The organism is Mycobacterium gastri (assembly GCF_002102175.1).
Classification (GTDB): Bacteria; Actinomycetota; Actinomycetes; order Mycobacteriales; family Mycobacteriaceae; genus Mycobacterium; species Mycobacterium gastri.
The window spans coordinates 56,101-77,015 of record NZ_LQOX01000010.1 but is presented as its reverse complement, the minus strand read 5'-3'; the positions used below and the strand labels follow the sequence as shown (position 1 = coordinate 77,015).

The window sequence follows — 20,915 nt, the reverse complement described above, 5'->3', positions numbered from 1 at the left end:
TTTTTGCGCCACCAATATTGACGCAGCCGGAATTTACTTGGAAGTTACACACCCAATTCCCGAGCAAAACCGGCTGGCACGATGATGTCGTCCGGTCGCAGGTCATGGACCGAACTATGCCCGAGGCCCATCAGCGCCGAGTCGATGCCGCCGCGCAGGATGTCGAGGACGTTTTCGACGCCGGCTTGGCCGTTGGCGGCCAGTCCCCAGAGGTACGCGCGGCCGATCATCACTGCGCGCGCTCCCAACGCCACCGCTTTGACGACGTCGCCGCCCCGCCGGATACCGCCGTCCAGCAACACCTCGATCTGGTCGCCGACCGCTGCCGCCACGGCGGGCAGGGCACGAATCGAGGCGGGCGTGCCGTCCAGGTTATTGCCGCCGTGGTTGGATACCGAGATCGCGGAAACGCCAGCATCGACAGCTCTTTTGGCGTCGTCAACCCGCATTACTCCCTTGAGCATGAACGGGCCACCCCACAGCTCCCGCAGCCAGGCAATGTCTTCCCAGGTCGGCGGCGGTGTGCCCAGCCATTCGCCGTAGGCGGCGAAGAACGTTGGCCCGGGTTCGCCGCGGCGGCCCTGATTGGGCACCCGCAGATCCGGTGGGCGCAGCGTCTTGCCGAACTTCCACAACCAGCGCGGTCGCACGATCGCCTCCGGGAACCGCTGCACGACCGACCACAAGCTCATCTCTTCGGGGATCTTGGGGCTACCCCAGTCGCGCCCGTGCGAGAACGACCAATCGGTGGTGACGATCAGCCCGACCGCTCCCGCCTGCCGCGCCCGTTCGACACGCTCGGCGATGGCGTCGCGGCCGCCGAGCCAGTAGATCTGGAAGAAGATCTTGGGATTGGCGGCGACGACTTCCTCGATCGGTTTGCTGGCGAAGGAGGACAAGCCCATCGCGGTGCCCCGGGCCGCCGCCGCCCGGGCAACGGCCAGCTCGCCGTCGGGATCGACGGCCTGCACACCGGTCGGCGAAATGATCACCGGCAGCGAAATGTCTTGGCCCATCACGGTCGTGGCCAAGTCACGCTTTTCCGTCGCACCGATGACGTGTGGCGCGAAGCCGAGTTCACCGAATGCGGCGACATTGTCGGCGACCGTGATCCCGTTTTCGCTTGCCGCGATCAGCGACGAGTACACGGACTTGGGCAATCGCCGCTTTGCACGTTGCTGGGCGATCGCCACCGTTTCGAACCAGGCATCGGCCATGACTACAGCGGACTTTCGTTGCAGGGCCTGCCTGGCGCTCGGATGGTCAGTGTCAGGGGCACCGGTCCGCTTTTCTTCCGGGAGTGGTCGACGCGGGAGCGCGGGGTATCGCGCTCCCGGGCCAGGGCCCGCACACCGTGCCCTTGGACGCATTCGGGATCCGGGCCGTCCAACGGCAGGCCGGTGAAGAACTTGGCCGCCATGCAGCCGCCTCGGCAGCTGTCGTAGTGCCCGCAGCTGCCGCAGGCGCCCGCGGATTGCGGTGCGCGCAATTCAGCGAACAACGGGGCGTTCTTCCACACCTTGTCGAACCCGCCATCCGACAACACGTTTCCGGCCAGGAAACGGTCATGAATGGCGAACGGGCAGGCATACACGTCGCCCACCGGGTCGATCAGGCAGACCACCCGACCGGCGCCGCACATGTTGAGCCCGGCCAGCGCCCCGGATTCGCCCAGCGGGGAGAGGTGGAAGAAGGAATCGCCGGTGAGCACCTTCTCGCCGTTGAGCACCAGCCAGTCGTAGAGCTGCACCTGCTGATCGGCGGTGGGGTGCAGCTCCTCCCAGACATCGGCGCCCCGCCCCGACGGGCGCAGCCGGGTGATCCGCAAGGTGGCGCCGTAACGGCTTGCCAGGGCGGCGAATTCGTCGAGCTGGCTGACGTTGTGACGAGTGACCACCACCGAGATCTTGGCGGCTCCGGTCTTGCCGAAGCCGGCCTTGGCCAGGTTCTCCAAAGCGCGCACCGCCATCGCATACGACCCGGTGCCGCGGACCGCGTCGTTGACCTCAGCGGTCGCGCCGTCGAGGGATATCTGGACGTCCACGTAGTCGCTGGCCGCCAACCGCGCTGCCACCTCGGGGGTGACCCGAACGCCGTTGGTGGAGAACTTCACGCCGACGCGGTGTGCGGTCGCGTAATCCACAAGCTCCCAAAAGTCGGGACGCACCGTGGGTTCACCACCGCCGATGTTCACGTAGAACACCTGCATGCGTTCCAGCTCGTCGATGATGTCCTTGCACTGGCGCGTGGACAGCTCGCGCGGATCACGTCTGCCGGACGACGATAGGCAGTGCACACACGCCAGGTTGCAGGCGTAGGTCAGCTCCCACGTCAGACAGATCGGGGCGTCCAGCCCGTGTTCGAACTGCTCGATGAGCCGAGGCGCCGTCACCGGCCCTCCCGCGGAACCAGCATCGCCGAAGCGGCCAGCACGCCCAGCGCATGTAAATAGGGACCCTGTCCGGAATCCGCGACACCGGCGCCACGGCAGGCGGAGCGCACGTCGGGATAATCGGCCAGCGACTGCACCACCGTCAGGATGGTGCGATTCTTCAGAAACGACAGCTTGCGGGTGCCGAAGTGATACAGCAGTGCGCCGAAGGGCTCAGGCCGAACTGCCACCTGCGGGTGCAGTCGCCAGCCGCGATCCGGGTCGAAGTCGTCCGGCACGCCCGGCGACGATGCGGGCCGGATAGCGGCCCGAGGAGGAGCCGGGCAATCCGGCACCGGGTCAGTAGACTCCGCACATGCCGTCAATGGAAACCTCTTCAACCAGGGTCTCGGTGACGAGCTCGACGCCGGTGTCAGTCTCGTGGTCCACGTGGATGCCTTTCGTCCTGGGCCTCGACAATGTGAGGTGGTACTGGTCACACTGATCGCCAGAATATGGCATCGAGTGCCGAAATGGAAGGGCGGGGTCTGATGCTGCACGAGTCGCGGGTGGGCCGGCGCCGCTCGACGACGAAGCACCACATCACCGCCGTTGCCATCGACTTGTTCGCTGCCCGCGGTTTCGCCGAGGTCAGCGTCGACGACGTCGCACAGGCGGCCGGCATCGCCCGGCGCACCCTCTTTCGCTACTACGCATCCAAGAACGCGATTCCATGGGGTGACTTCGACGCTCACCTCGCGCAGTTACAGCACCTGCTCAACAACATCAATCCGAAGGTCCGACTGGGCACGGCCTTGCGTGCCGCGCTGCTGGCGTTCAACACCTTCGACGAGTCCGAGACCGTCCGGCACCGCCAGCGCATGCGTATCATCCTGGAAACCGAGGAGCTGCAGGCGTATTCGATGACGATGTATGCCGGTTGGCGAGCGGTGATCGCCGGGTTCGTGGCCCGCAGGCTCGGCGGCAAGACCACCGACCTATTGCCTCAGACCATCGCCTGGACGATGCTCGGGGTCGCTTTGAGCGCCTACGAACACTGGCTGGGTGACGAATCCGTCCCGCTGCCCGAGACACTCGGGAATGCCTTCGACGTCGTCGGCGCCGGATTGGACCGGCTCGGATGAGCGGCCCCACGAAGAGTGAGCACCTGCTGCACACCTTGCGATCGCAGGGACGGTTCTGCGCCGGCTCCGGCTCACCGATGTACGGCGAACTGTGCGAACTGGTGGCCGCCGACGTCGAGGCGGGCGGGGTCTTCGCGACCATCCTGGCCGGCCACGAGGACGACCCCTCACGCCACGCGGTGCCCCTGCGTCTGCTCGGCGGCCTGCACCGGTTGGTGCTCGACGGCCGGGCGCCGGCGTTGCGCCGCTGGTATCCGAGCACCGGCGGCAGCTGGGATGCCGCAGCCGCCTGGCCAGACATCGTGCGCGTCGCGGTTGATCGCACCGATGCGTTGCTGGCGGCCCTGGACCAACCACCACAAACCAACGAGGTCGGCCGATCCGCCGCGCTGATCGGCGGCCTGGCACACGTCAACCACGAATTCAAGTTGCCGATAAGACTTTTCGAGATCGGTGCCAGCGCCGGCCTGAATCTGCGGGCAGACCGGTACCGCTACCGCTACGACGGCGGCCAGTGGGGACCGGCCGAGACGCCGGTGACGATCGACGACGCGTGGCACGGTCGGTTGCCGCCGCCCGCTGCGGTGCGCATCGTCGAGCGCCACGGCTACGACATCGCGCCCATCGATGTGACCGGCGCCGACGGCGAGTTGACCGTGCTGAGCTACGTCTGGCCCGACCAGCACGCCCGGCTGAAACGGCTGCGCGGCGCCATCGAGGTCGCCCGGAACGTCCCGGCGCAACTGCACTGTCGGACCGCGGCCGAAGCGGTCGGCGCTCTGACACTGGCCGACGGCGCGCTGACGGTGCTGTGGCATTCGATCACCTGGCAATACCTGTCCGCCGACGAGCGGGCCGCGATCCGCGACGCGGTCGAGCACCTGGGCGCGCAAGCCGGCACACGCACCCCGTTCGCGCACCTGACGCTCGAGCCGGCGCGCACCGGACCCGGCAGTTCGCTGAAGTTCCTGGTCCGAGCCGCCAGTTGGCCTGACGGGCGGACGCGGGTCCTGGGCGAATGTCATCCGCACGGGCCACCGGTGACCTGGCAGTAGTTTTTGTTGCGCCTACATCGCGGGCCTGTCCGCCGATCGGACGACATCACCCGCGCCAAGTCGGGGGGTCGGCTGTCATCCCGATAAATGGCTATTCGGCTGATGCCACACGGAACGGCGGTCACGCAGGATGAGATCTCGGTGAGCACCGACAAACGGGCTGCCGATATCGATAGGCGGGGCCAACGGCCTACGACCAGCTATTCAGCAGCACCACCGAATGCGAGACCTCGGGGGAAATCGAAGTCGTCTCATTCGGTTGCTTCGCCATCGATCTCGACTCGGCGCTGACCTACGATCCCGGTTCCCAGACGGCAGTCTGCTGCTGCACTCATTCGCCGGCCCGGTCATCTGGCTGGAGATGTTCCGAATGCAGTTGCGTAACAACACGATTCCGCTGTGGCGGACGCACGCACCGGAGATTACGACGTTTTCGGGATTGATGGACGAGCGTGTGAAGCGAACAGTCGAGCGCTACCGGAATTCCGTCAGCAAATCGACACCGGAAACCTGCCGGACCACCAGACGACCGAATGGCTGACCGCCGTGGCAGAGCTCGCAACGGCCACGCGGACCCGTCAGGCCCTCGCTGAATGAGGCTCAACCGGCATCCGGTGATTCCAGCATTTCGGAGATGGGCGCGCCGGCGGCGATCTTGGAGCGCACCTTCATGACCTTGCCCGGCATCGCGCCACCTACGACACCGACCAGCACACCATCGCGCTCGTAGTAGGCCAGGAACCTTCGGCCGTCGTCCTCGACGAGGTGGACGATATCGGTGGCGTGCGGCTCACCCAGGCACTGGATCTTGACGTCATACTGATCGCTCCAGAAATAGGGGACGACCACGTTCGACGGTACGTCGCGGCCCAGCATCGCCGGCACCACCACCCGGGCCTGGTCGGCGACGTTGCTCCAATGTTCCACGCGCACTTGGTGTCCCATCGGATCGCGCCAGGAGGCGACGTCACCGAGCGCCCATACATTAGGCGCGCTGGTGCGTCCGGCTTCGTCACAGATCACGCCGTTGTCGACTTCGATGCCGCTACCGTCGAGCCAGCCGGTCGCCGGATGCGACCCGATGCCCACCACCACCAGGTCGGCCTGCAGTTCGGTGCCATCGGTCAGGACCACCGTGTCGACATGACCGTCACCGCGGACCTCGGCCACGCCGATGCCGGTGCGCACGTCGACGCCCTCGGCCCGATGCAGGCGTGCCACCAGCGCACCGATCTGCTCGCCGAGCACCGACGCCAGCGGCGTCGGCTGCGGCTCGACCAGCACCACGGCCACACCCAGACCGCGCAGGCTGGCCGCCACCTCACAGCCGATAAAGCCGGCCCCGATGACGACGGCGCGGGTGGCGGCCGACGCGTGGGAGCGCAACGCCATGCACTCGTCGTAGGACCGCAACACTCGAATGCCCTCGATATCCGGGAACGTCGGAATACGCCGCGGCACCAAGCCGGTCGCGATGACAAGCTCGTCGTAGCCCAACACGGTTCCATCGGCCAGGGTCAGTGTCTGCGCGACGGTGTCGAGGCCGGTGGCCGCCGAACCCAGGCGAAGGGTGATGTCTTTCTCGTCGTACCACTCGCGGGGTTTGAGAGCGACGTCGTCGACTTCCTTGCGCAGCACTTCCTTGGACAACGGCGGCCGGTCGTAGGGGAGATGTACCTCGTCGCTGACGATCGTGAGGCGACCCTCGTAGCCGGCCCGGCGCAGCTGCTCGGCGGTCCGGGCCGCAGCCAGTCCGCCGCCGACGATTACGATGCCTTTGTTCCCCTTGTTGCCGCCGCCTTCGCTACTGGTCACCTGCAGTTCATACACGATCGCGTGTCAATACTTCAAGGCGCCCTTGTCGACGGGAATCTGTGTTCCGGTCAGCGTGCCCGAGCCGTCGCCGGCCAACCACACGACGACATCGGATACCTCGTCGGGGGTCATGAATCCCTTGGGCTGCAAAGGCATTGGCGGGAAGCTGTGTACATAGCCAGCATGCTTGGCAAATATCCGCATCATCACTTCGGGCTCGATCATCGGGCTGTCGACCGAATACGGGTGGATGGAGTTGACCCGGATACCGAATTCGGCGAGCTCGAGCGCCAGCGTGTTGGTCAACGCAACCAATCCGTGCTTGCTCGCCGCGTAATGCCCGTTACCCGGCGTGGCCTTAAGACCCGCCGCAGAGCTGACCACCACGATAGACCCGCCGTTGCCCGCCTCGATCATGGCCGGCACCGCAGCGCGCAGCGTCTGCCAGGTGCCGGTGAGGTTGACCCCGACGACGGTGTCCCACTGCTCATCGGTGAGTTCCCAGAGCCGCCCCCAGCCCAGCACCCCGGCATTGGCCACCAGAATATCCAACCGGCCGAACGCCTCGATGCCATCGGCCACCAGCTGCTGTAGGGCCGCACCGTCGCGGACATCGGCCTCGCGCGCCAGTACCTTGCGGCCCTCGGCCTCCACCGCGCAGACGGTCTCGTTGAGGTCCTCCGGCGTGGCCGCGGGGTAGGTGAGACAGTCCGACGCCGGCGCGCAGATGTCCAGGGCGATGATGTCGGCCCCTTCCCGGGCCAGCCGCACCGCATGCGACCGTCCCTGAGCGCGGGCAGCTCCGGTGACGAATGCGACCCGTCCCTGTAGTGATCCAGCCACGTGCACCCCTTTCGCCGCCTGTCAGGCTAGCAGCGGAATTGGAACGTGTTCTAACGCCCCGCAACGGGGTGACGACGCGGCCCGGGCCGGCGGTGAGAGGCGGCCGGGCCATCGGGCCTTGCCCGGGCGCGACGGGCTCCCCGCCGAGTGTGCAGTGGCGGCTTTGAACGTGCGCCCATGGCGAGATCGCGGCCTGCGGGGCCGCCGCATGCACACGCTGGAAGGCGCCGATACACACTCGAGTGAGCCAGGCGAACCTAACCCGGCGCGGCCCCGGAGCCTGCTCAGATCTCGGCGATGATCTGGGCGCGCCGGCTGGCGTACTCCTGATCGTTCACCACGCCACTGGCCCGCAGCGACTCCAGCTCCTGCAGACGCTCGGCGATCGACGCCTGCGAGGCGGCCGGCTGCGGCCCCGGTGCCTGCTGCTCGGCCGCCCGTCGTACCACCGCTTGGATCTGCTGACGCAACGCCGGATTCGACCGGATGTCGACCATTCGGTTGAGTGGAATGCCATTGGCCTTCAGGATCTGCAGGATCTCCATCAACGGGCCGGCCTGCCCGCTCAAGTCGTAGGTCTTGTTGTCCTCGGCCAGGGTGAACTGCGCCGGGACCAGGCCGTTGACCAGCGCGCTGCGCTCCCAATCGATCAGGTATTGCTGGGTAGTCGGATCGACCAGGACGACGAGCTTGCGCGCGGTCAGGTTGCCGAGACGGGTCACGTTGGCGATGACCCGGTCTTCGCTGTCGAACGGCACAATGCCGGGACCCGAGATGTGCAGGTGCACCTTGACCACCGGTTGGTCATTGATCCGGGTCCCGGTTTCGGTGAGGCCGGTGATTTGCGCGAGCGCCAGCAGGCCGTGCTGCTCGAGTTCAGCCGTCTTGGCTGCCGTCTTGGCACCCCAGTTGGTCAATGCCAGCGCGATTAACACATCCGCCACGGTAATCAGCAGACCGACATAGAACATCCACGACAGCAGGCTGCCCAGCCCCAGGGTGAAGTAGACGATCAAGAAGATCGGCCCGACCAGACCGCCGCACAACAGCACCAACAACTGCATCTTGATATAGCGCGCCAGCATGTGACTGCTCCTCGCTTCACGGTTAGGTCGTGTCAGATTAGCGCGCATGCTCGGCTACCGATCACATACTGGGCCGTGGGCCAGGCAGGCCCCGATCGCTTGCCGAGGGCGACAAGCACCAGGCCCGGATTGCCGATCACGGCAATCCGGGCCTGGTGATGAACCGGTTAGTGCGACCTACTTGATGATCTTGGTGACCCGGCCGGCGCCGACGGTACGGCCGCCTTCACGGATCGCGAACCGAAGACCTTCGTCCATGGCCACGGGCTGGATCAGCTTCACCGCGATGTTGGTGTTGTCACCGGGCATCACCATCTCGGTGCCCTCCGGCAGTGTCACCACACCGGTCACGTCGGTGGTGCGGAAGTAGAACTGCGGACGGTAGTTGTTGAAGAACGGCGTGTGCCGGCCACCCTCGTCCTTGGACAGGATGTAGACCTGGCCCTCGAACTCGGTATGCGGGGTGGTGGTGCCGGGCTTGATGACGACCTGGCCACGCTCGACGTCTTCACGCTTGACGCCACGGAGCAGCAGCCCGACGTTGTCGCCGGCCTGGCCCTGGTCGAGCAGCTTGCGGAACATCTCCACACCGGTGACGGTCGTCTTGGTGGTCGTCGGGCGGATGCCGACGATCTCGACTTCCTCGTTGACGTTGACCACGCCGCGCTCCACACGACCGGTGACGACGGTGCCGCGGCCGGTGATGGTGAAGACGTCCTCGACGGGCATCAGGAACGGCTTGTCGGTCTCACGGACCGGGTCGGGGATCGACTCGTCGACCGCATCCATCAGCTGCTCCACCGACTCGACCCACTTGGGGTCGCCCTCGAGGGCCTTCAGTGCCGAGACCCGCACTACCGGGGCGTCCTCGTCGAACTCTTGCGCGGCAAGCAGTTCGCGGACCTCCATCTCGACGAGCTCGAGCAGCTCCTCGTCGTCGACGGCGTCGGCCTTGTTCAGCGCGACCAAGATGTAGGGCACACCCACCTGACGCGCGAGCAGCACGTGCTCACGGGTCTGCGGCATCGGGCCGTCCGTGGCGGCGACCACCAGAATCGCGCCGTCCATCTGGGCGGCGCCGGTGATCATGTTCTTGATGTAGTCGGCGTGGCCCGGCGCGTCAACGTGCGCGTAGTGCCGCTTCTCGGTCTGGTACTCGACGTGCGCGATGTTGATAGTGATACCGCGCTGACGCTCCTCGGGCGCGTTGTCGATCTGGTCGAACGCCTTCGACTCGTTCAGGTCCGGGAACTTGTCGTGCAGGACCTTGGTGATAGCCGCGGTCAGGGTGGTCTTGCCGTGGTCAACGTGACCGATGGTCCCGATGTTGACGTGGGGCTTGGTCCGCTGGAACTTCGCCTTCGCCACTTTTGTGTCCTCCTGGACTGTTGGTGCTTATAAAAGCAGTTTTGATGTTTTCAGTTATGCCGCGGTGTTGACCGGGCCAGCTTACTCGCAGGCTTTCGGCTACTCGCCTGTCGCCTTCGCTGTGCTCATTGCTCGACTCCTTGCCGAGTAGGCTTGTCCCGATTGCTCGGCTCCTCACTCGTGAGCTTCGCTCACTCGCCGTCACCTCGCGCCGCCTACTCGCCCGTCGCCTTCGCGATGATCTCCTTCGACACGTTCGCCGGCACTTCGGCGTAAGAGTCGAACACCATGGAGTAGTTCGCCCGGCCTTGGGTCTTGGACCGCAGGTCGCCGACGTAGCCGAACATCTCCGACAGCGGCACGTGCGCCTTGACGACGCGCGAACCGCCCCGCTCCTCCATGGCCTGAATCTGACCACGGCGGGAGTTCAAGTCGCCGATCACATCGCCCATGTAGGTTTCGGGCGTGGTGACCTCGACGGCCATGATCGGCTCCAGGATGACCGGCTGCGCCTGTGCCGCCGCCTTCTTCAGCGCCTGGGAACCGGCGATCTTGAATGCCATTTCTGAGGAGTCGACCTCGTGGAAGGCACCGTCGAGCAAGGTGACCTTCAGGTTGACCAGCGGGTACCCGGCGAGGACGCCGTATTGCATGGCGTCCTGCGCGCCGGCGTCGACCGACGGTATGTACTCGCGCGGGATGCGGCCACCGGTGACCTTGTTCTCGAACTCGTAGGTCGCACCGTCTTCGCCGGTGAACGGCTCCAGTTTGATGATCACCTTGGCGAATTGGCCCGAGCCGCCGGTCTGCTTCTTGTGGGTGTACTCGATGCTGTCCACCACGCGGCGGATGGTCTCCTTGTACGCCACCTGCGGCTTGCCGACGTTGGCCTCGACCTTGAACTCCCGGCGCATCCGGTCCACCAGGATGTCCAGGTGCAGTTCGCCCATCCCACCGATCACGGTCTGGCCGGTTTCTTGATCCAGATGCACCTTGAAGGTTGGGTCCTCCTCGGCGAGCTTCTGGATTGACAGGCTCAGCTTCTCCTGGTCGCTCTTGGTCTTGGGCTCGATGGCCACCTCGATCACCGGGTCGGGGAAGGTCATCGACTCGAGCACGATCTGGTTGTTCGGGTCGCTCAGGGTGTCACCGGTGGTGGTGTCCTTGAGGCCGATCACCGCATAGATGTGGCCGGCTGAGGCCGTGTCCACTGGGTTTTCTTTGTTCGAGTGCATCTGGAAGAGCTTGCCCAGCCGTTCCTTCTTGCCCTTGGTGGCGTTGATGACCTGGCTGCCGGAGTCGACCTTGCCCGAGTACACCCGGACGTAGGTGAGCTTGCCGAAGAACGGGTGCGACGCGACCTTGAAGGCCAGCGCGGAGAACGGCTCGTCGGTCGACGGCTTGCGCACGACCTCCTCGTCCTCCTTGCCCGGCGCGTGGCCGATAGCCGGCGGCACGTCCAGCGGCGAGGGCAGGTAATCGATGACGGCGTCCAGCATCGGCTGCACGCCCTTGTTCTTGAACGCGCTGCCGCACAGCACCAGGTAAGCCTCGGAGTTGATGGTGAGCTTGCGCAGCGCACCCTTGATCTCCTCGACCGTCAATTCCTCGCCGCCGAGATACTTCTCCAGCAGGGTCTCGTCGGTCTCGGCGACCGCCTCGATCAGCTTCGTGCGGTATTCCTCGGCCTTTTCCTGCAGGTCGACGGGAATCTCGATGGTGTCGTAGGTTTCGCCCAGCTTCGTCTCGCCGCGCCATACCTTGGCGTTCATCTCGACCAGGTCGACGACGCCTTCGAAATCGCCCTCGGAGCCGACAGGCAGCTGGATCGGAATGACGTTGGCGCCAAGCCGCTCCTCCATGGTCCGCACGGAGAAGTAGAAATCGGCGCCGATCTTGTCCATCTTGTTGACGAAGCAGATGCGCGGGACGTCGTACTTGTCGGCCTGCCGCCACACCTGCTCGGACTGCGGCTCGACACCTTCCTTGCCGTCGAACACTGCGACGGCGCCATCGAGCACACGCAGGGAACGCTCAACTTCCACGGTGAAGTCGACGTGGCCCGGCGTGTCGATGATGTTGATCTGGTTGTCATTCCAGAAGCAGGTGGTTGCCGCTGAGGTGATGGTGATGCCGCGTTCCTGCTCCTGCTCCATCCAGTCCATGGTCGCGGCGCCGTCGTGAACCTCACCGATCTTGTAGCTGATGCCGGTGTAGTACAGGATGCGCTCGGTCGTCGTGGTCTTGCCGGCGTCGATGTGCGCCATGATGCCGATGTTGCGGACCTTCGTAAGGTCGGTCAGCACGTCCTTCTGTGCCACAGAAGTCTTCCCACTCTTTCGTTGCTCAGTTAGCTATCGGATGCGCCAGAGGGGGCCGCCGGCGGCTCTCACCAGCGGTAATGCGCAAAGGCGCGGTTCGCCTCGGCCATCTTGTGGGTGTCCTCACGCCGCTTGACAGAGGCCCCAAGGCCGTTGCTGGCATCCAGAATCTCGTTTGCCAACCGTTCGATCATCGTCTTCTCCCGGCGTTGCCGCGAGTAGCCGACGAGCCAGCGCAGCGCCAGCGTGGTCGACCGGTCCGGGCGCACCTCGACCGGCACCTGGTAGGTCGCACCACCCACGCGGCGGCTGCGGACCTCCAAGGCCGGTTTGACGTTGTCGAGAGCGCGCTTGAGGGTGATGACGGGATCGGTGCCGGTCTTGTCGCGGGCGTGCTCAAGCGCACCATAAACAATGCGCTCGGCCAGCGATTTCTTCCCCTTCAGCAGAACCTTGTTCACCAGTTGGGTGACCAGCTGCGACCCGTATACCGGGTCGTTGACCAACGGACGCTTGGGTGCGGGCCCCTTGCGCGGCATCAGCTCTTCTCCTTCTTGGCGCCGTAACGGCTGCGAGCCTGCTTGCGGTTCTTCACTCCCTGGGTGTCGAGCGAACCGCGGATGATTTTGTACCGCACACCGGGCAGGTCCTTCACCCGGCCGCCACGCACCAGCACCATCGAGTGCTCCTGCAGGTTGTGGCCCTCGCCGGGGATGTACGCCGTGACCTCAACCTGGCTCGTCAGCTTCACCCGCGCGACCTTGCGAAGCGCCGAGTTCGGCTTCTTCGGAGTGGTGGTGTACACCCGGGTGCACACGCCACGGCGCTGCGGGCTGCCCTTGAGAGCCGCGGTCTTGACCTTGGCGATCTTGTCCCGACGGCCCTTGCGGACCAGCTGCTGGATGGTTGGCATCTACCGGCTTTCTGTGTCGCTGTCTGAGGATCCGGTTCCGGTCCCGGTCATCAAGTCCTTGTACTGCAGTTATGCCCTGCCGCGGAATAAACGTCGTATGAACGCCGTACCCCGCTGCCGGGTGTGTCGCTTGCGGTTGGCCTCCGAACCCAATCCGCCTCGTCCATCACATCTCGGTGACATCATGGACATGCGAATTGGCCCGGCATCCACGCCCTCAAGTCGGGCGCTGTAGGCCGCCAGGCACGAGCAACCACAATACCGCTCGGCGGTCAGGCAGGTCAAAGTGGTGGCCGGACGAAGTTTGAGCGCATGGCAGGAGGTGGTTTGACCGACTTTTTAACTTGTGCAAATATGGCTGATACATATGTATGGTTTTCGATACATACAAATCCAGCATGCGATGGCAGGAAGCCGTACGACATCGCGCGATGAGGAGGAGCCATGTCCCGCAACACTGTCTGCTGCCACGAGTCTTTGTTCCAGCAAGAGTCTTTGTTCCAGCAAGAGGAAGTCGCATACTCGAGCCCTGTCTTCGTGGTCGACGCCATCGGTTAGCAGAACTGCCTGGCCGCAACCTGACGCGACGCCCGTCGCCCGGTTGGGCAAGGCCGCCCAGTTGAATCGGGTCGTCATGAAGCGCGCCGACAACAGCAGTCACCGTCAACGCCGAGGCGATGGCGTGATCACGGTACTTCGAGGATGACAAATCGCAAGGTTGGGAAGGCGACGATTTGCCGTTGGGACAAGCTACTCGCATTTAACGATCAAGCGAAGTTTCTGACGCTGCGCGCGACGGGGCTGTCCCCGGTGTCGCAGTGGGTGTGGGTGTACGAGCGCCCGGTCGACCTCGAGGGTCTCAGGCGTTTTCAGCGCAATCTCGGTCATGGCTTGTTGGGTCGACGGATCGAGCGTTCGGTGTTGCGCTTCGCCAGGCATCGATGGATCTCAACCGGAGTCTGGTCGGATATCGATGTCGTTCAGCAGGCCCGTCCACGTGCCGAGTTGATCGACTGGGCTGATGAACGCGCGCAATTGCCTCTCGATCCGGAATGGGGACCCGGTTGGCGTCTTGACGTCCAGCCGTTTTCCGACGGTTCGACCGGTGTCAGCCTGGCGGCTTCGCACTGCTTGGTCGACGGGGTCGGTGGCGCACTGGCAATTGCCGGTGCGATCAAGGGAGACGCGGGCGATCTCGGTTGCCCGCCGCCACGTTCGCGCTCCCGACTGGTCGCAGCATTATGCGAGGTCCGCCAAACCGTGGCAGACCTACCCGATATCGTTCGGGCACTGGCGGTGGCGATCAAACTGGGCTGGCGTCGCGCGCGAAATGCTGCCCGGTCCCGATCATCGCTACCGCTGGCCTTTGGCGCGGGCGAGGCTGTCGAGGTGCCGGCTATCGTCGTCTTCATCGATATTGCCCAGTGGGATGCCTGCGCGAAAGCTCTTGGCGGCACCAGTAATTCGCTGTTCATTGCGTTTGCTGCGAAACTAGCCGAGCTGGTGGGCTGCCGGCGCTCCGACGACGGCAGGATCCAGGTTGGCATGACCGTCAATGACCGTGGCGAGGGCGACCTGCGTGCGAACGCATTCTCGCTGGCGACCATCGATGTCGAGCCGACCGGGTTAACGACCGATATATCCGGTGTTCGTGCCCGCATCAAGCATGCTCTGGGCGCGCAGCCAGCGGCGACGGCTGAGTCGGTTCGGCTGCTGCCGTTGATCCCGTTGACGCCCGAGTGGGTGGCCAGAAAGATGGCCGACAAGTTGTTGGCGACTCCATCGGTCGGCTGCTCCTACTTTGGCGAGATCGACCCGCTGGTATGCCGGCCCGACGGCGGCGCCGCGGATTCATTTTTCGTGCGCGGGGTTACGCAGCACGTGACAAGGCAGATCGTCGAGCAAGTGCGCGGCATGACCGCGGTGTCGGGCGGGCGCGTCGGCGGCAAAGTTTCGATCGCCGCCATCGCATACCAGCCCGAAGACCATGTTTCCAAGCTTCACCTGCGTGAACTGGCCGCACAAACCTTGGCAGAGTTCGGCCTGACCGGCGCGATTGTTTAGCTTCCTGATGTGAGGCGACCAGCGAGCTTCAGGACTGCTCCGTGCCGTGGTGCGTGGTGCGCATTTCCATGCCGGCGGCCAGGCGCAGCACCATGTCGGAGAACACCGCGTCGGTATCGATCTCATCCATCACGCCGGTCATCTCCAGCAACACAAACCCGTGTAGTGCCGACCAGAACTCCAGCGCCGCGTAAAAGGCCTCTTCGCCTTCCAGACCGTAGGAGGACAGCACGGCAATCACCGGCGCGGCGGCACTTCTGGTCGCCGCGGCGTAGTCGTGATCGTCGCCGCCCAACGGCATCCGGGTGAATGCCGAGTACCGACCGGGATGGTGGTGGGCGTAGCTGCGGTACGCACCGGCCATCACCAATACCGCGTCATCGCGGGCGCGCCCCTCGCCAACCCTGTTCAGCATCGTGATGATGTCGTCGATCACCCGCACCCGCACCGCGCGGCGCAGGTCTTCGAGGCTGTCCACGTGGTTGTACAGCGACGGCCCCTTGGTCCCCAGTTGGTTGGCCAGCGCGTTGATGGTCAGTGAATCCCAGCCCTCCCGGTCCAGGAAAGTCAGGGCGCCCTCGACGATGGTGTCTCGGCTCAACTTGGCCGGCCGCGCCGCAGCTTTCACAGCACGCTGACGACCAGCCGTTGACGGCGGTTCCGGCGAAGCTGCCATGACGATCGTCCTTCAATTGCTCCATATGCGAATGACAGTGGGTCATCGCCGCTGCGGTTGTGGGAGGTCAACGGGGGGTCAACTAATGACTCTAGTTGACTCGACCGTGGATCGACCGCCCCAGATGCGGGCGCGGCGGGATGCCAACCAAATGTGCTCAACGCTGTCGTCGGGCAGGGAACTACACCTAGGCTAGGTGCGCACCTCAATCGAGCACCGATCACGCGCCCAACGGAGGGGGGCCCGCAGTGAAATGGACAACCGCCGCCGCGTCACTGGCCAGCTGCGTCGTCACCGTCGTCACCACCGCCGTCGCGTCAACCGCACTACCGCCGGCCGCGCACGCGAAAAACGGCGACACCCATATCACCGGCGAGGGCCTCGAGCAGGTCTTGGACTGTAACGATTCCACCCTGTTGGTCAACGGCACCGCCAATATCATCACCGCCAAGGGAACGTGCTGGGCGGTGACGGTGATGGGCTCGTCCAACACCGTCGTTGCCGACACGGTGATCAACGACATCACCGTCTACGGTTGGGATCAGACGGTGTTCTTCAAGAATGGTGATCCGTTCATCTGGGATCGCGGCCGCGAACTGGGTATGGTCAACCGGCTCCAGCGAGTGGGCCCCTAAAGAATCGAGGAGCCTATGCGCGCTCACGTCCCTACGTCTTGGCTGTCGGCATCCGCGGTGACGCTGGCAGTCGCCGCGACGGCCGGCGGCCTGGTCGGCTGCAGTTCGACGGCCAATCCCCCGGCGGCCACCAGCAGCTCCGGAAAGCCCACCACAGCGACGAGCAGCGGCACCGCGGCGCCGTCCACGTCGGCCGGGCCCCCGACAACCGCATCGATCGAGATCGGCAACATGCTGACCTACGGATCGATCGGGACGACCGGCACCCTGGACTGCGCCGACGGCAAGTCACTGAACGTCGCCGGCTCGGAAAACACCCTGACCGTCAACGGCACCTGCTCGACGGTGACCATCGGCGGAACCAACAACAAGATCACCTTCGACAAGATCGACCAGCAGCTGAACGTGTTGGGGCTCAACAACACCATCACCTACAAGAATGGTGACCCGAAAGTCGAGAACATCGGATCGGGCAACACCATCAACAAGGGCGGCTGACGCGCCGTCGGGTCACGCCGGCGCGCCGTGGCGGCCGGCGCCTCCCGCGAAGCGTGCGGCCCCCGTCGACGCCTCGGCCGCCACCCGGGAGATGCTGGCGAATTCCAGATCAAGCGCCGCCGACTCGGGCAGGCCCCATTGGTGCAGCGCCGACAACCGATCCGATCGCAGGCACTGCTGCGGCAGGGCGGCCAACTCGGCCGCCAATGCCTCGGCCGCCTGCCTGCCCTGACCCTTGGGCACCACCCGATTGGCCAGTCCCATCGACAACGCTTCATCGGCCGGCACCGCGCGGCCGGTGAGGATCATGTCCATCGCCCGGCTGTGCCCGATCAGCCGCGGCAGCCGCACCGTGCCGCCATCGATCAGCGGTACGCCCCAGCGGCGGCAGAACACGCCGAATACGGCGTCCTCCTCGGCCACCCGCAGGTCGCACCACAAGGCCAATTCCAGACCACCGGCTACGGCGTAGCCACTGACAGCGGCGATCACCGGTTTGGACAACACCATCCGCGTGGGCCCCATCGGACCTGGCCCCGTCCGGTGTACGGCATTGGCCTCCGCTGTGCCGAAAGCCTTCAAATCGGCTCCGGCGCAAAAGGTTCCACCATTGCCGCACAGCACCGCTACCGATGCGGTGTCGTCGCGGTCGAATTGCTCGAACGCTGAGTAGAGCGCGGCGGCCGTCGGGCCGTTGACCGCGTTGCGTGCCGCCGGCCGGTTGATGACCACCGTGGTCACCGAACCGTTGCGGTCCACCTGCACCAGATCGCTCATGTCGCCTCCAGAAGTTGGGATGTGTCAAGGCGTTTCGCCAGCTCGGTGGCGAAGTCGTGGTATGCCTCACGCAGCCGGGTTCCCGGCCACTGCGCGGGCAACAGCTCGGCGGGCAGCATCGGGTCGGTCAGCAAATGACGGACCATCGCGGCGGCCACCGCGAAGCGACCGGGAATGTCTGCCGCTTGGGCGATCTCGTCCAGCAATTGCTGGCCGGCGCCGGCCCACTCGGCGAGGTCCCATAGTCGCGCGGCCAGCTCGGTGGGTGCGTCATCGCGCGCTCTCAACACCCGCACCCGGGCCTGCATATCGGGGGCCAGTTCCAGGTCGAGATTGTCGGGACGAAGCCACACCCCTTCACGCAGTTCACCGAACCGCTTGTCCTGCAGGGTGGTTCGCAGTGCAGCGCGGGTGCGGGCGTCGTCGCCGACGCTGGTGACGACGACCATGTGCCAGTAACCGTGCCAGGCCCGTACCGGCGGACGCATGGCCTCATCCTGGCGCCGCTGGCGGGCCAGCAACCGATCCGAAAGCCGATACCCGTCGGCGGACCGGACCAGATCACCGGCGCTCACCATGCGGGTCAGCGCCACCCGCAAAGCCGTTTCCTTGATACCGAAATCGGCTGTAAGCCTGATTAATTCGCTGGCACTGGCCCACGCGGGATGCGCGCCGAGCAGCACGCTGAGCACCACGGACCGGGCGGTCATGCGGGCCAGCGATTTCGGCATGAAGCTACACTCCGGACGCTTTCCGGCCGTAGTCGCCGAACGGCTCGTCGCGGTGCTTGACCGCATCCCGGAAGCCGTGCTCGACCGCGTCGGCGACGAAGGCGTGTCCCTCGGGCGTGTGCCGGGCGATGCCGTCGAACACCGTGCTGACCATTCTGCTGGTGGCCACACCCTGTTGCAGCAGAGCCGAATTGAGCGCCAGCTTGATCATGACCAGCTGATTGACCGGCAAGGCAGCGATCCGCTGCACCAGCCGCTCGGTGCGTTCGTCGAGGTCTTTCGGATCCGGCGCCTCGACGGCGAGGCCCCATTCGGCCGCTTGGGCGCCGGTGATGCAATCGCCGGTGAGCAGCAGGCGTTTGGCACGCTGGTCGCCGAGCCGGTGCGCCCACAAGCCAGCTGCGGGCACACCCCAGACCCGGGTCGGCGGGTAGCCGATCTTGGCGTCGGCGGCGGCGATCACCTGATCGGCGTGCAGCGCGATGTCGGTGCCGCCGGCCACGCAGTAGCCGTGGATCTTGACCACTGTCGGCTTGTCGGCCTGCATCAGGCTGGAGAACCCGCGCACGAACCGGCTCATCATCTGGTAGTCGATCATCGGGTCCCAGGGCCGGTTGGGCAGGTGGTTGACGGCCTGGGTCTTACCATCCAGCACGGTGCCCTGGTATGCGCCGGTGCCGCCCGCCGAGCCGGTGCCGTCCGCGTATGCGGACAGGTCGAAGCCGGCACAGAAACCGTCGCCGTGGCCCGAGACCAGAATGACGTGCACGTTGGGATCCAGATCGGCGCGCTCCACCAGCGCCGACAACTCGAGCGGGGTATCCGCGACGATCGCGTTGCCCTTCTCGGGCCGGTTGAACGTGATCCGCGCGACCCGATCGGTGACCTCATACGTCATCGTTTTCAGGTTGTCGAAATCGACCGGCCGGATCGCGTGTGTCATCCCTTGACTAAAGCACGCTCGAGGATGGGCGCCAGATCCAGTCCGGTCGGCATGGTGCCGAACGCCCCGCCCCACTGGCCGCCGAGCCGGGTGGCCAGGAATGCCTCGGCGACGGCCGGATGCCCGTGGCGCACCAGCAGCGAGCCCTGCAGCGCCAGGCAGATGTCCTCGGCGACCTTGCGGGCGCGGTATTGGATGGTGTCCAGATCGCCCAACTGCTCCCGCAGCCGCTCGACATGACCGTCCAGCCGGGCGTCCTGTCCGGTGCTCTGCGCCAGGTCTTCGAACAGCACCTCGACGCATTCGGGCCGAGTTGCCATGGCCCGCAACGTGTCCAGTGCGCTGACATTGCCCGAGCCCTCCCAGATGCCCATCAGCGGCGCCTCGCGGTACAGCCGCGGCATACCGGAGTCCTCGACATAGCCGTTGCCGCCCAGGCATTCCAGCGCTTCGGCGGCGTGCGGGGTGGAGCGCTTGCACACCCAGTACTTGCTGGCGGCCAGGCCGATGCGGCGGAATAGCGCCTCGGTCTCGTCGCCACGTGCCGCGTTGTCGGTGGCCCCGGCCATCCGCATCGCGACAATGGTGGCGGCCTCTGCTTCGACCGCCAGGTCGGCCAGCACGTTGCGCATCAGCGGCTGATCAATGAGGTAGGCGCCGAACGCCTTTCGGTGCTGGGCGTGGTGGATGGCGCGGGTCAGCCCGGTACGCATGCTGGTGGCGCTGCCCAGGGTGCAGTCCAGCCGGGTGAGGTTGACCATTTCGATGATGGTGGGGACGCCACGGCCCTCCTCGCCGACCAGCCACGCGATGGCGCCGTCGTATTCGACCTCGCTGGAGGCGTTGGCATGGTTGCCGAGCTTGTCCTTGAGGCGCTGCAGCAACATCCGGTTGCGGGTGCCGTCGGGCAGGATCCGCGGCAGCATGAAGCAGGACAACCCCTTTGGGGCCTGCGCGAGCACCAGGAAGACGTCGCACATCGGCGCGGAGGTGAACCATTTGTGGCCGGTCAGGCTGTAGGTGCCATCAGCGTTGGGGGTCGCCTCGGTGGTGCCCGCGCGCACGTCGGAGCCGCCCTGCTTCTCGGTCATCGACATGCCGGCGGTGATACCGCGTTTCGTGGTGGCCAGCTTGAGCTCCGGATCGTACTCCCGGCTCGTCAACAGCGGCTCATAAACCTTGGCCAACTCGGGATTGTGACGCAGCGCCGGCACGACGGCGTAGGTCATCGAGATGGGGCAGGTGTGTCCGGGCTCGACGTTCCAGATCGACATCTTGGCGGCGCGCACCACGTGGGCTCCCGGCCGGTCGTCGGCCCAGGGGGCGGCGTGCAGCCCATGCGCGATCGCGGTGCGCATCAGTTCGTGGTAGGCCGGGTCGTATTCCACCTCGTCGATACGGTGGCCCACCCGGTCATGGGTGTGCAGGACGGGCCGGTTGCGATCGGCCAGCTCACCCCAGCGCTGGGCTTCGTGGCCGCCCGAGATCGCCCCGAGCTCGTTCACCTCGTCCAAGCCCCACTGTCCACCCTCGCGGATCAGCGCTTCGACAAGCATGGGAGAAGTGGCGGGATTGTGGTTCTCCAGCGGCGGGACCTGATTGGTGACGACATGGGTGTCTGGCATGCCACCAATATTACATTTTCCTGACAACCGTACAAGAGGTGTAATGGCCT

21 protein-coding genes are annotated in these 20,915 nt (G+C 65.4%); 5 read left to right on the top strand and 16 right to left on the bottom strand.

The genetic code is table 11. The annotated features are described in order from the left end of the window. Positions 1 to 44: 44 nt before the first annotated feature. From mftD to mftA, 4 genes are read right to left on the bottom strand one after another with little or no spacing between them, the layout of a single operon-like run. Positions 45 to 1,217 (bottom strand): pre-mycofactocin synthase MftD, encoded by a 1,173-nt coding sequence (mftD, locus tag AWC07_RS02110; RefSeq protein WP_036413838.1) that lies wholly within the window; start codon positions 1,215 to 1,217, stop codon positions 45 to 47. Between the two features lie 2 nt (positions 1,218 to 1,219). Further along, positions 1,220 to 2,392: a mycofactocin radical SAM maturase gene (gene mftC / locus AWC07_RS02105; RefSeq protein WP_036413836.1), complete on the bottom strand. Its 1,173-nt coding sequence runs from the start codon at positions 2,390 to 2,392 to the stop codon at positions 1,220 to 1,222. After that, entirely contained in the window at positions 2,389 to 2,727 is a 339-nt protein-coding gene (mftB, locus tag AWC07_RS02100; RefSeq protein WP_036413833.1) for a mycofactocin biosynthesis chaperone MftB, read from the bottom strand. Before mftB ends, mftC begins: the two co-directional genes overlap by 4 nt. A 4-nt stretch (positions 2,728 to 2,731) precedes the next feature. Beyond that, entirely contained in the window at positions 2,732 to 2,821 is a 90-nt protein-coding gene (gene mftA, locus AWC07_RS02095) for a mycofactocin precursor MftA (RefSeq protein WP_036413882.1), read from the bottom strand. A 101-nt stretch (positions 2,822 to 2,922) separates the two neighbouring features. On the opposite strand from mftA, the gene mftR reads away from it, so the two are divergent. Further along, positions 2,923 to 3,516: a mycofactocin system transcriptional regulator gene (gene mftR, locus AWC07_RS02090; protein WP_036413879.1), complete on the top strand. Its 594-nt coding sequence runs from the start codon at positions 2,923 to 2,925 to the stop codon at positions 3,514 to 3,516. Further along, positions 3,513 to 4,571, top strand: coding sequence for a DUF2332 domain-containing protein (locus tag AWC07_RS02085; RefSeq protein WP_036413831.1), 1,059 nt, complete (start codon positions 3,513 to 3,515; stop codon positions 4,569 to 4,571). Before mftR ends, AWC07_RS02085 begins: the two co-directional genes overlap by 4 nt. 600 nt (positions 4,572 to 5,171) lie before the next feature. On the opposite strand, the gene AWC07_RS02075 is transcribed toward AWC07_RS02085, so the two are convergent. From AWC07_RS02075 to rpsL, 7 genes are all read right to left on the bottom strand, one after another. After that, on the bottom strand, positions 5,172 to 6,392 hold the full coding sequence (locus AWC07_RS02075; RefSeq protein ID WP_139829482.1) for an NAD(P)/FAD-dependent oxidoreductase: 1,221 nt from the start codon (positions 6,390 to 6,392) through the stop codon (positions 5,172 to 5,174). A gap of 18 nt (positions 6,393 to 6,410) precedes the next feature. Further along, positions 6,411 to 7,235 (bottom strand): mycofactocin-coupled SDR family oxidoreductase, encoded by an 825-nt coding sequence (locus AWC07_RS02070; RefSeq protein WP_208622338.1) that lies wholly within the window; start codon positions 7,233 to 7,235, stop codon positions 6,411 to 6,413. 278 nt (positions 7,236 to 7,513) lie between these two features. Further along, positions 7,514 to 8,314 (bottom strand): SHOCT domain-containing protein, encoded by an 801-nt coding sequence (locus tag AWC07_RS02065; protein ID WP_036414245.1) that lies wholly within the window; start codon positions 8,312 to 8,314, stop codon positions 7,514 to 7,516. A gap of 177 nt (positions 8,315 to 8,491) precedes the next feature. Next, a complete protein-coding gene (gene tuf, locus AWC07_RS02060) occupies positions 8,492 to 9,682 on the bottom strand; it encodes an elongation factor Tu (protein WP_023370882.1) in 1,191 nt (396 codons plus the stop codon). Between the two features lie 215 nt (positions 9,683 to 9,897). After that, positions 9,898 to 12,003, bottom strand: coding sequence for an elongation factor G (gene fusA / locus AWC07_RS02055; protein ID WP_036410404.1), 2,106 nt, complete (start codon positions 12,001 to 12,003; stop codon positions 9,898 to 9,900). Positions 12,004 to 12,071: 68 nt separating this feature from the next. Next, entirely contained in the window at positions 12,072 to 12,542 is a 471-nt protein-coding gene (gene rpsG, locus AWC07_RS02050; RefSeq protein WP_023370878.1) for a 30S ribosomal protein S7, read from the bottom strand. Further along, the gene (gene rpsL / locus AWC07_RS02045) at positions 12,542 to 12,916 is read right to left on the bottom strand and encodes a 30S ribosomal protein S12 (protein ID WP_007167812.1); all 375 of its coding nucleotides are present in this window, start codon (positions 12,914 to 12,916) and stop codon (positions 12,542 to 12,544) included. Before rpsL ends, rpsG begins: the two co-directional genes overlap by 1 nt. Before the next feature lie 1,296 nt (positions 12,917 to 14,212). Between rpsL and AWC07_RS28335 the strand changes: the two genes are divergently transcribed. Further along, positions 14,213 to 14,980, top strand: a complete 768-nt coding sequence (locus AWC07_RS28335) for a hypothetical protein (protein ID WP_244187425.1) — start codon at positions 14,213 to 14,215, stop codon at positions 14,978 to 14,980. A 28-nt stretch (positions 14,981 to 15,008) separates the two neighbouring features. On the opposite strand, the gene AWC07_RS02035 is transcribed toward AWC07_RS28335, so the two are convergent. Next, positions 15,009 to 15,656 (bottom strand): TetR/AcrR family transcriptional regulator, encoded by a 648-nt coding sequence (locus AWC07_RS02035; RefSeq protein WP_036410405.1) that lies wholly within the window; start codon positions 15,654 to 15,656, stop codon positions 15,009 to 15,011. 248 nt (positions 15,657 to 15,904) lie between these two features. Between AWC07_RS02035 and AWC07_RS02030 the strand changes: the two genes are divergently transcribed. Further along, on the top strand, positions 15,905 to 16,291 hold the full coding sequence (locus tag AWC07_RS02030; protein WP_036410406.1) for a DUF3060 domain-containing protein: 387 nt from the start codon (positions 15,905 to 15,907) through the stop codon (positions 16,289 to 16,291). A 15-nt stretch (positions 16,292 to 16,306) separates the two neighbouring features. Further along, complete coding sequence (locus AWC07_RS02025) at positions 16,307 to 16,789, top strand: DUF3060 domain-containing protein (RefSeq protein ID WP_036410407.1); 483 nt, start codon at positions 16,307 to 16,309, stop codon at positions 16,787 to 16,789. Between the two features lie 12 nt (positions 16,790 to 16,801). On the opposite strand, the gene AWC07_RS02020 is transcribed toward AWC07_RS02025, so the two are convergent. The 4 genes from AWC07_RS02020 to AWC07_RS02005 are packed head-to-tail and all read right to left on the bottom strand — an operon-like array spanning position 16,802 to position 20,865. Then, complete coding sequence (locus tag AWC07_RS02020) at positions 16,802 to 17,566, bottom strand: crotonase/enoyl-CoA hydratase family protein (RefSeq protein WP_036410408.1); 765 nt, start codon at positions 17,564 to 17,566, stop codon at positions 16,802 to 16,804. After that, a complete protein-coding gene (locus tag AWC07_RS02015; RefSeq protein WP_139829481.1) occupies positions 17,563 to 18,285 on the bottom strand; it encodes a PaaX family transcriptional regulator C-terminal domain-containing protein in 723 nt (240 codons plus the stop codon). Before AWC07_RS02015 ends, AWC07_RS02020 begins: the two co-directional genes overlap by 4 nt. Before the next feature lie 16 nt (positions 18,286 to 18,301). After that, a complete protein-coding gene (locus tag AWC07_RS02010; protein ID WP_036410410.1) occupies positions 18,302 to 19,240 on the bottom strand; it encodes a crotonase/enoyl-CoA hydratase family protein in 939 nt (312 codons plus the stop codon). Then, positions 19,237 to 20,865, bottom strand: coding sequence for an acyl-CoA dehydrogenase family protein (locus tag AWC07_RS02005; RefSeq protein WP_085104929.1), 1,629 nt, complete (start codon positions 20,863 to 20,865; stop codon positions 19,237 to 19,239). The genes AWC07_RS02010 and AWC07_RS02005 overlap by 4 nt, the downstream gene beginning before the upstream one ends. Positions 20,866 to 20,915 lie beyond the last annotated feature (50 nt).

Coding starts and splice junctions, on each gene's coding strand:
- rpsL (WP_007167812.1), bottom strand. CDS start 12,916: ATGCCAACCATCCAGCAGCTGGTCCGCAAGGGCCGTCGGGACAAGATC.
- mftR (WP_036413879.1), top strand. CDS start 2,923: ATGCTGCACGAGTCGCGGGTGGGCCGGCGCCGCTCGACGACGAAGCAC.
- rpsG (WP_023370878.1), bottom strand. CDS start 12,542: ATGCCGCGCAAGGGGCCCGCACCCAAGCGTCCGTTGGTCAACGACCCG.
- AWC07_RS02025 (WP_036410407.1), top strand. CDS start 16,307: ATGCGCGCTCACGTCCCTACGTCTTGGCTGTCGGCATCCGCGGTGACG.
- mftD (WP_036413838.1), bottom strand. CDS start 1,217: ATGGCCGATGCCTGGTTCGAAACGGTGGCGATCGCCCAGCAACGTGCA.
- AWC07_RS02020 (WP_036410408.1), bottom strand. CDS start 17,566: ATGAGCGATCTGGTGCAGGTGGACCGCAACGGTTCGGTGACCACGGTG.
- AWC07_RS02010 (WP_036410410.1), bottom strand. CDS start 19,240: ATGACACACGCGATCCGGCCGGTCGATTTCGACAACCTGAAAACGATG.
- AWC07_RS02005 (WP_085104929.1), bottom strand. CDS start 20,865: ATGCCAGACACCCATGTCGTCACCAATCAGGTCCCGCCGCTGGAGAAC.
- AWC07_RS02065 (WP_036414245.1), bottom strand. CDS start 8,314: ATGCTGGCGCGCTATATCAAGATGCAGTTGTTGGTGCTGTTGTGCGGC.
- AWC07_RS02035 (WP_036410405.1), bottom strand. CDS start 15,656: ATGGCAGCTTCGCCGGAACCGCCGTCAACGGCTGGTCGTCAGCGTGCT.
- AWC07_RS02085 (WP_036413831.1), top strand. CDS start 3,513: ATGAGCGGCCCCACGAAGAGTGAGCACCTGCTGCACACCTTGCGATCG.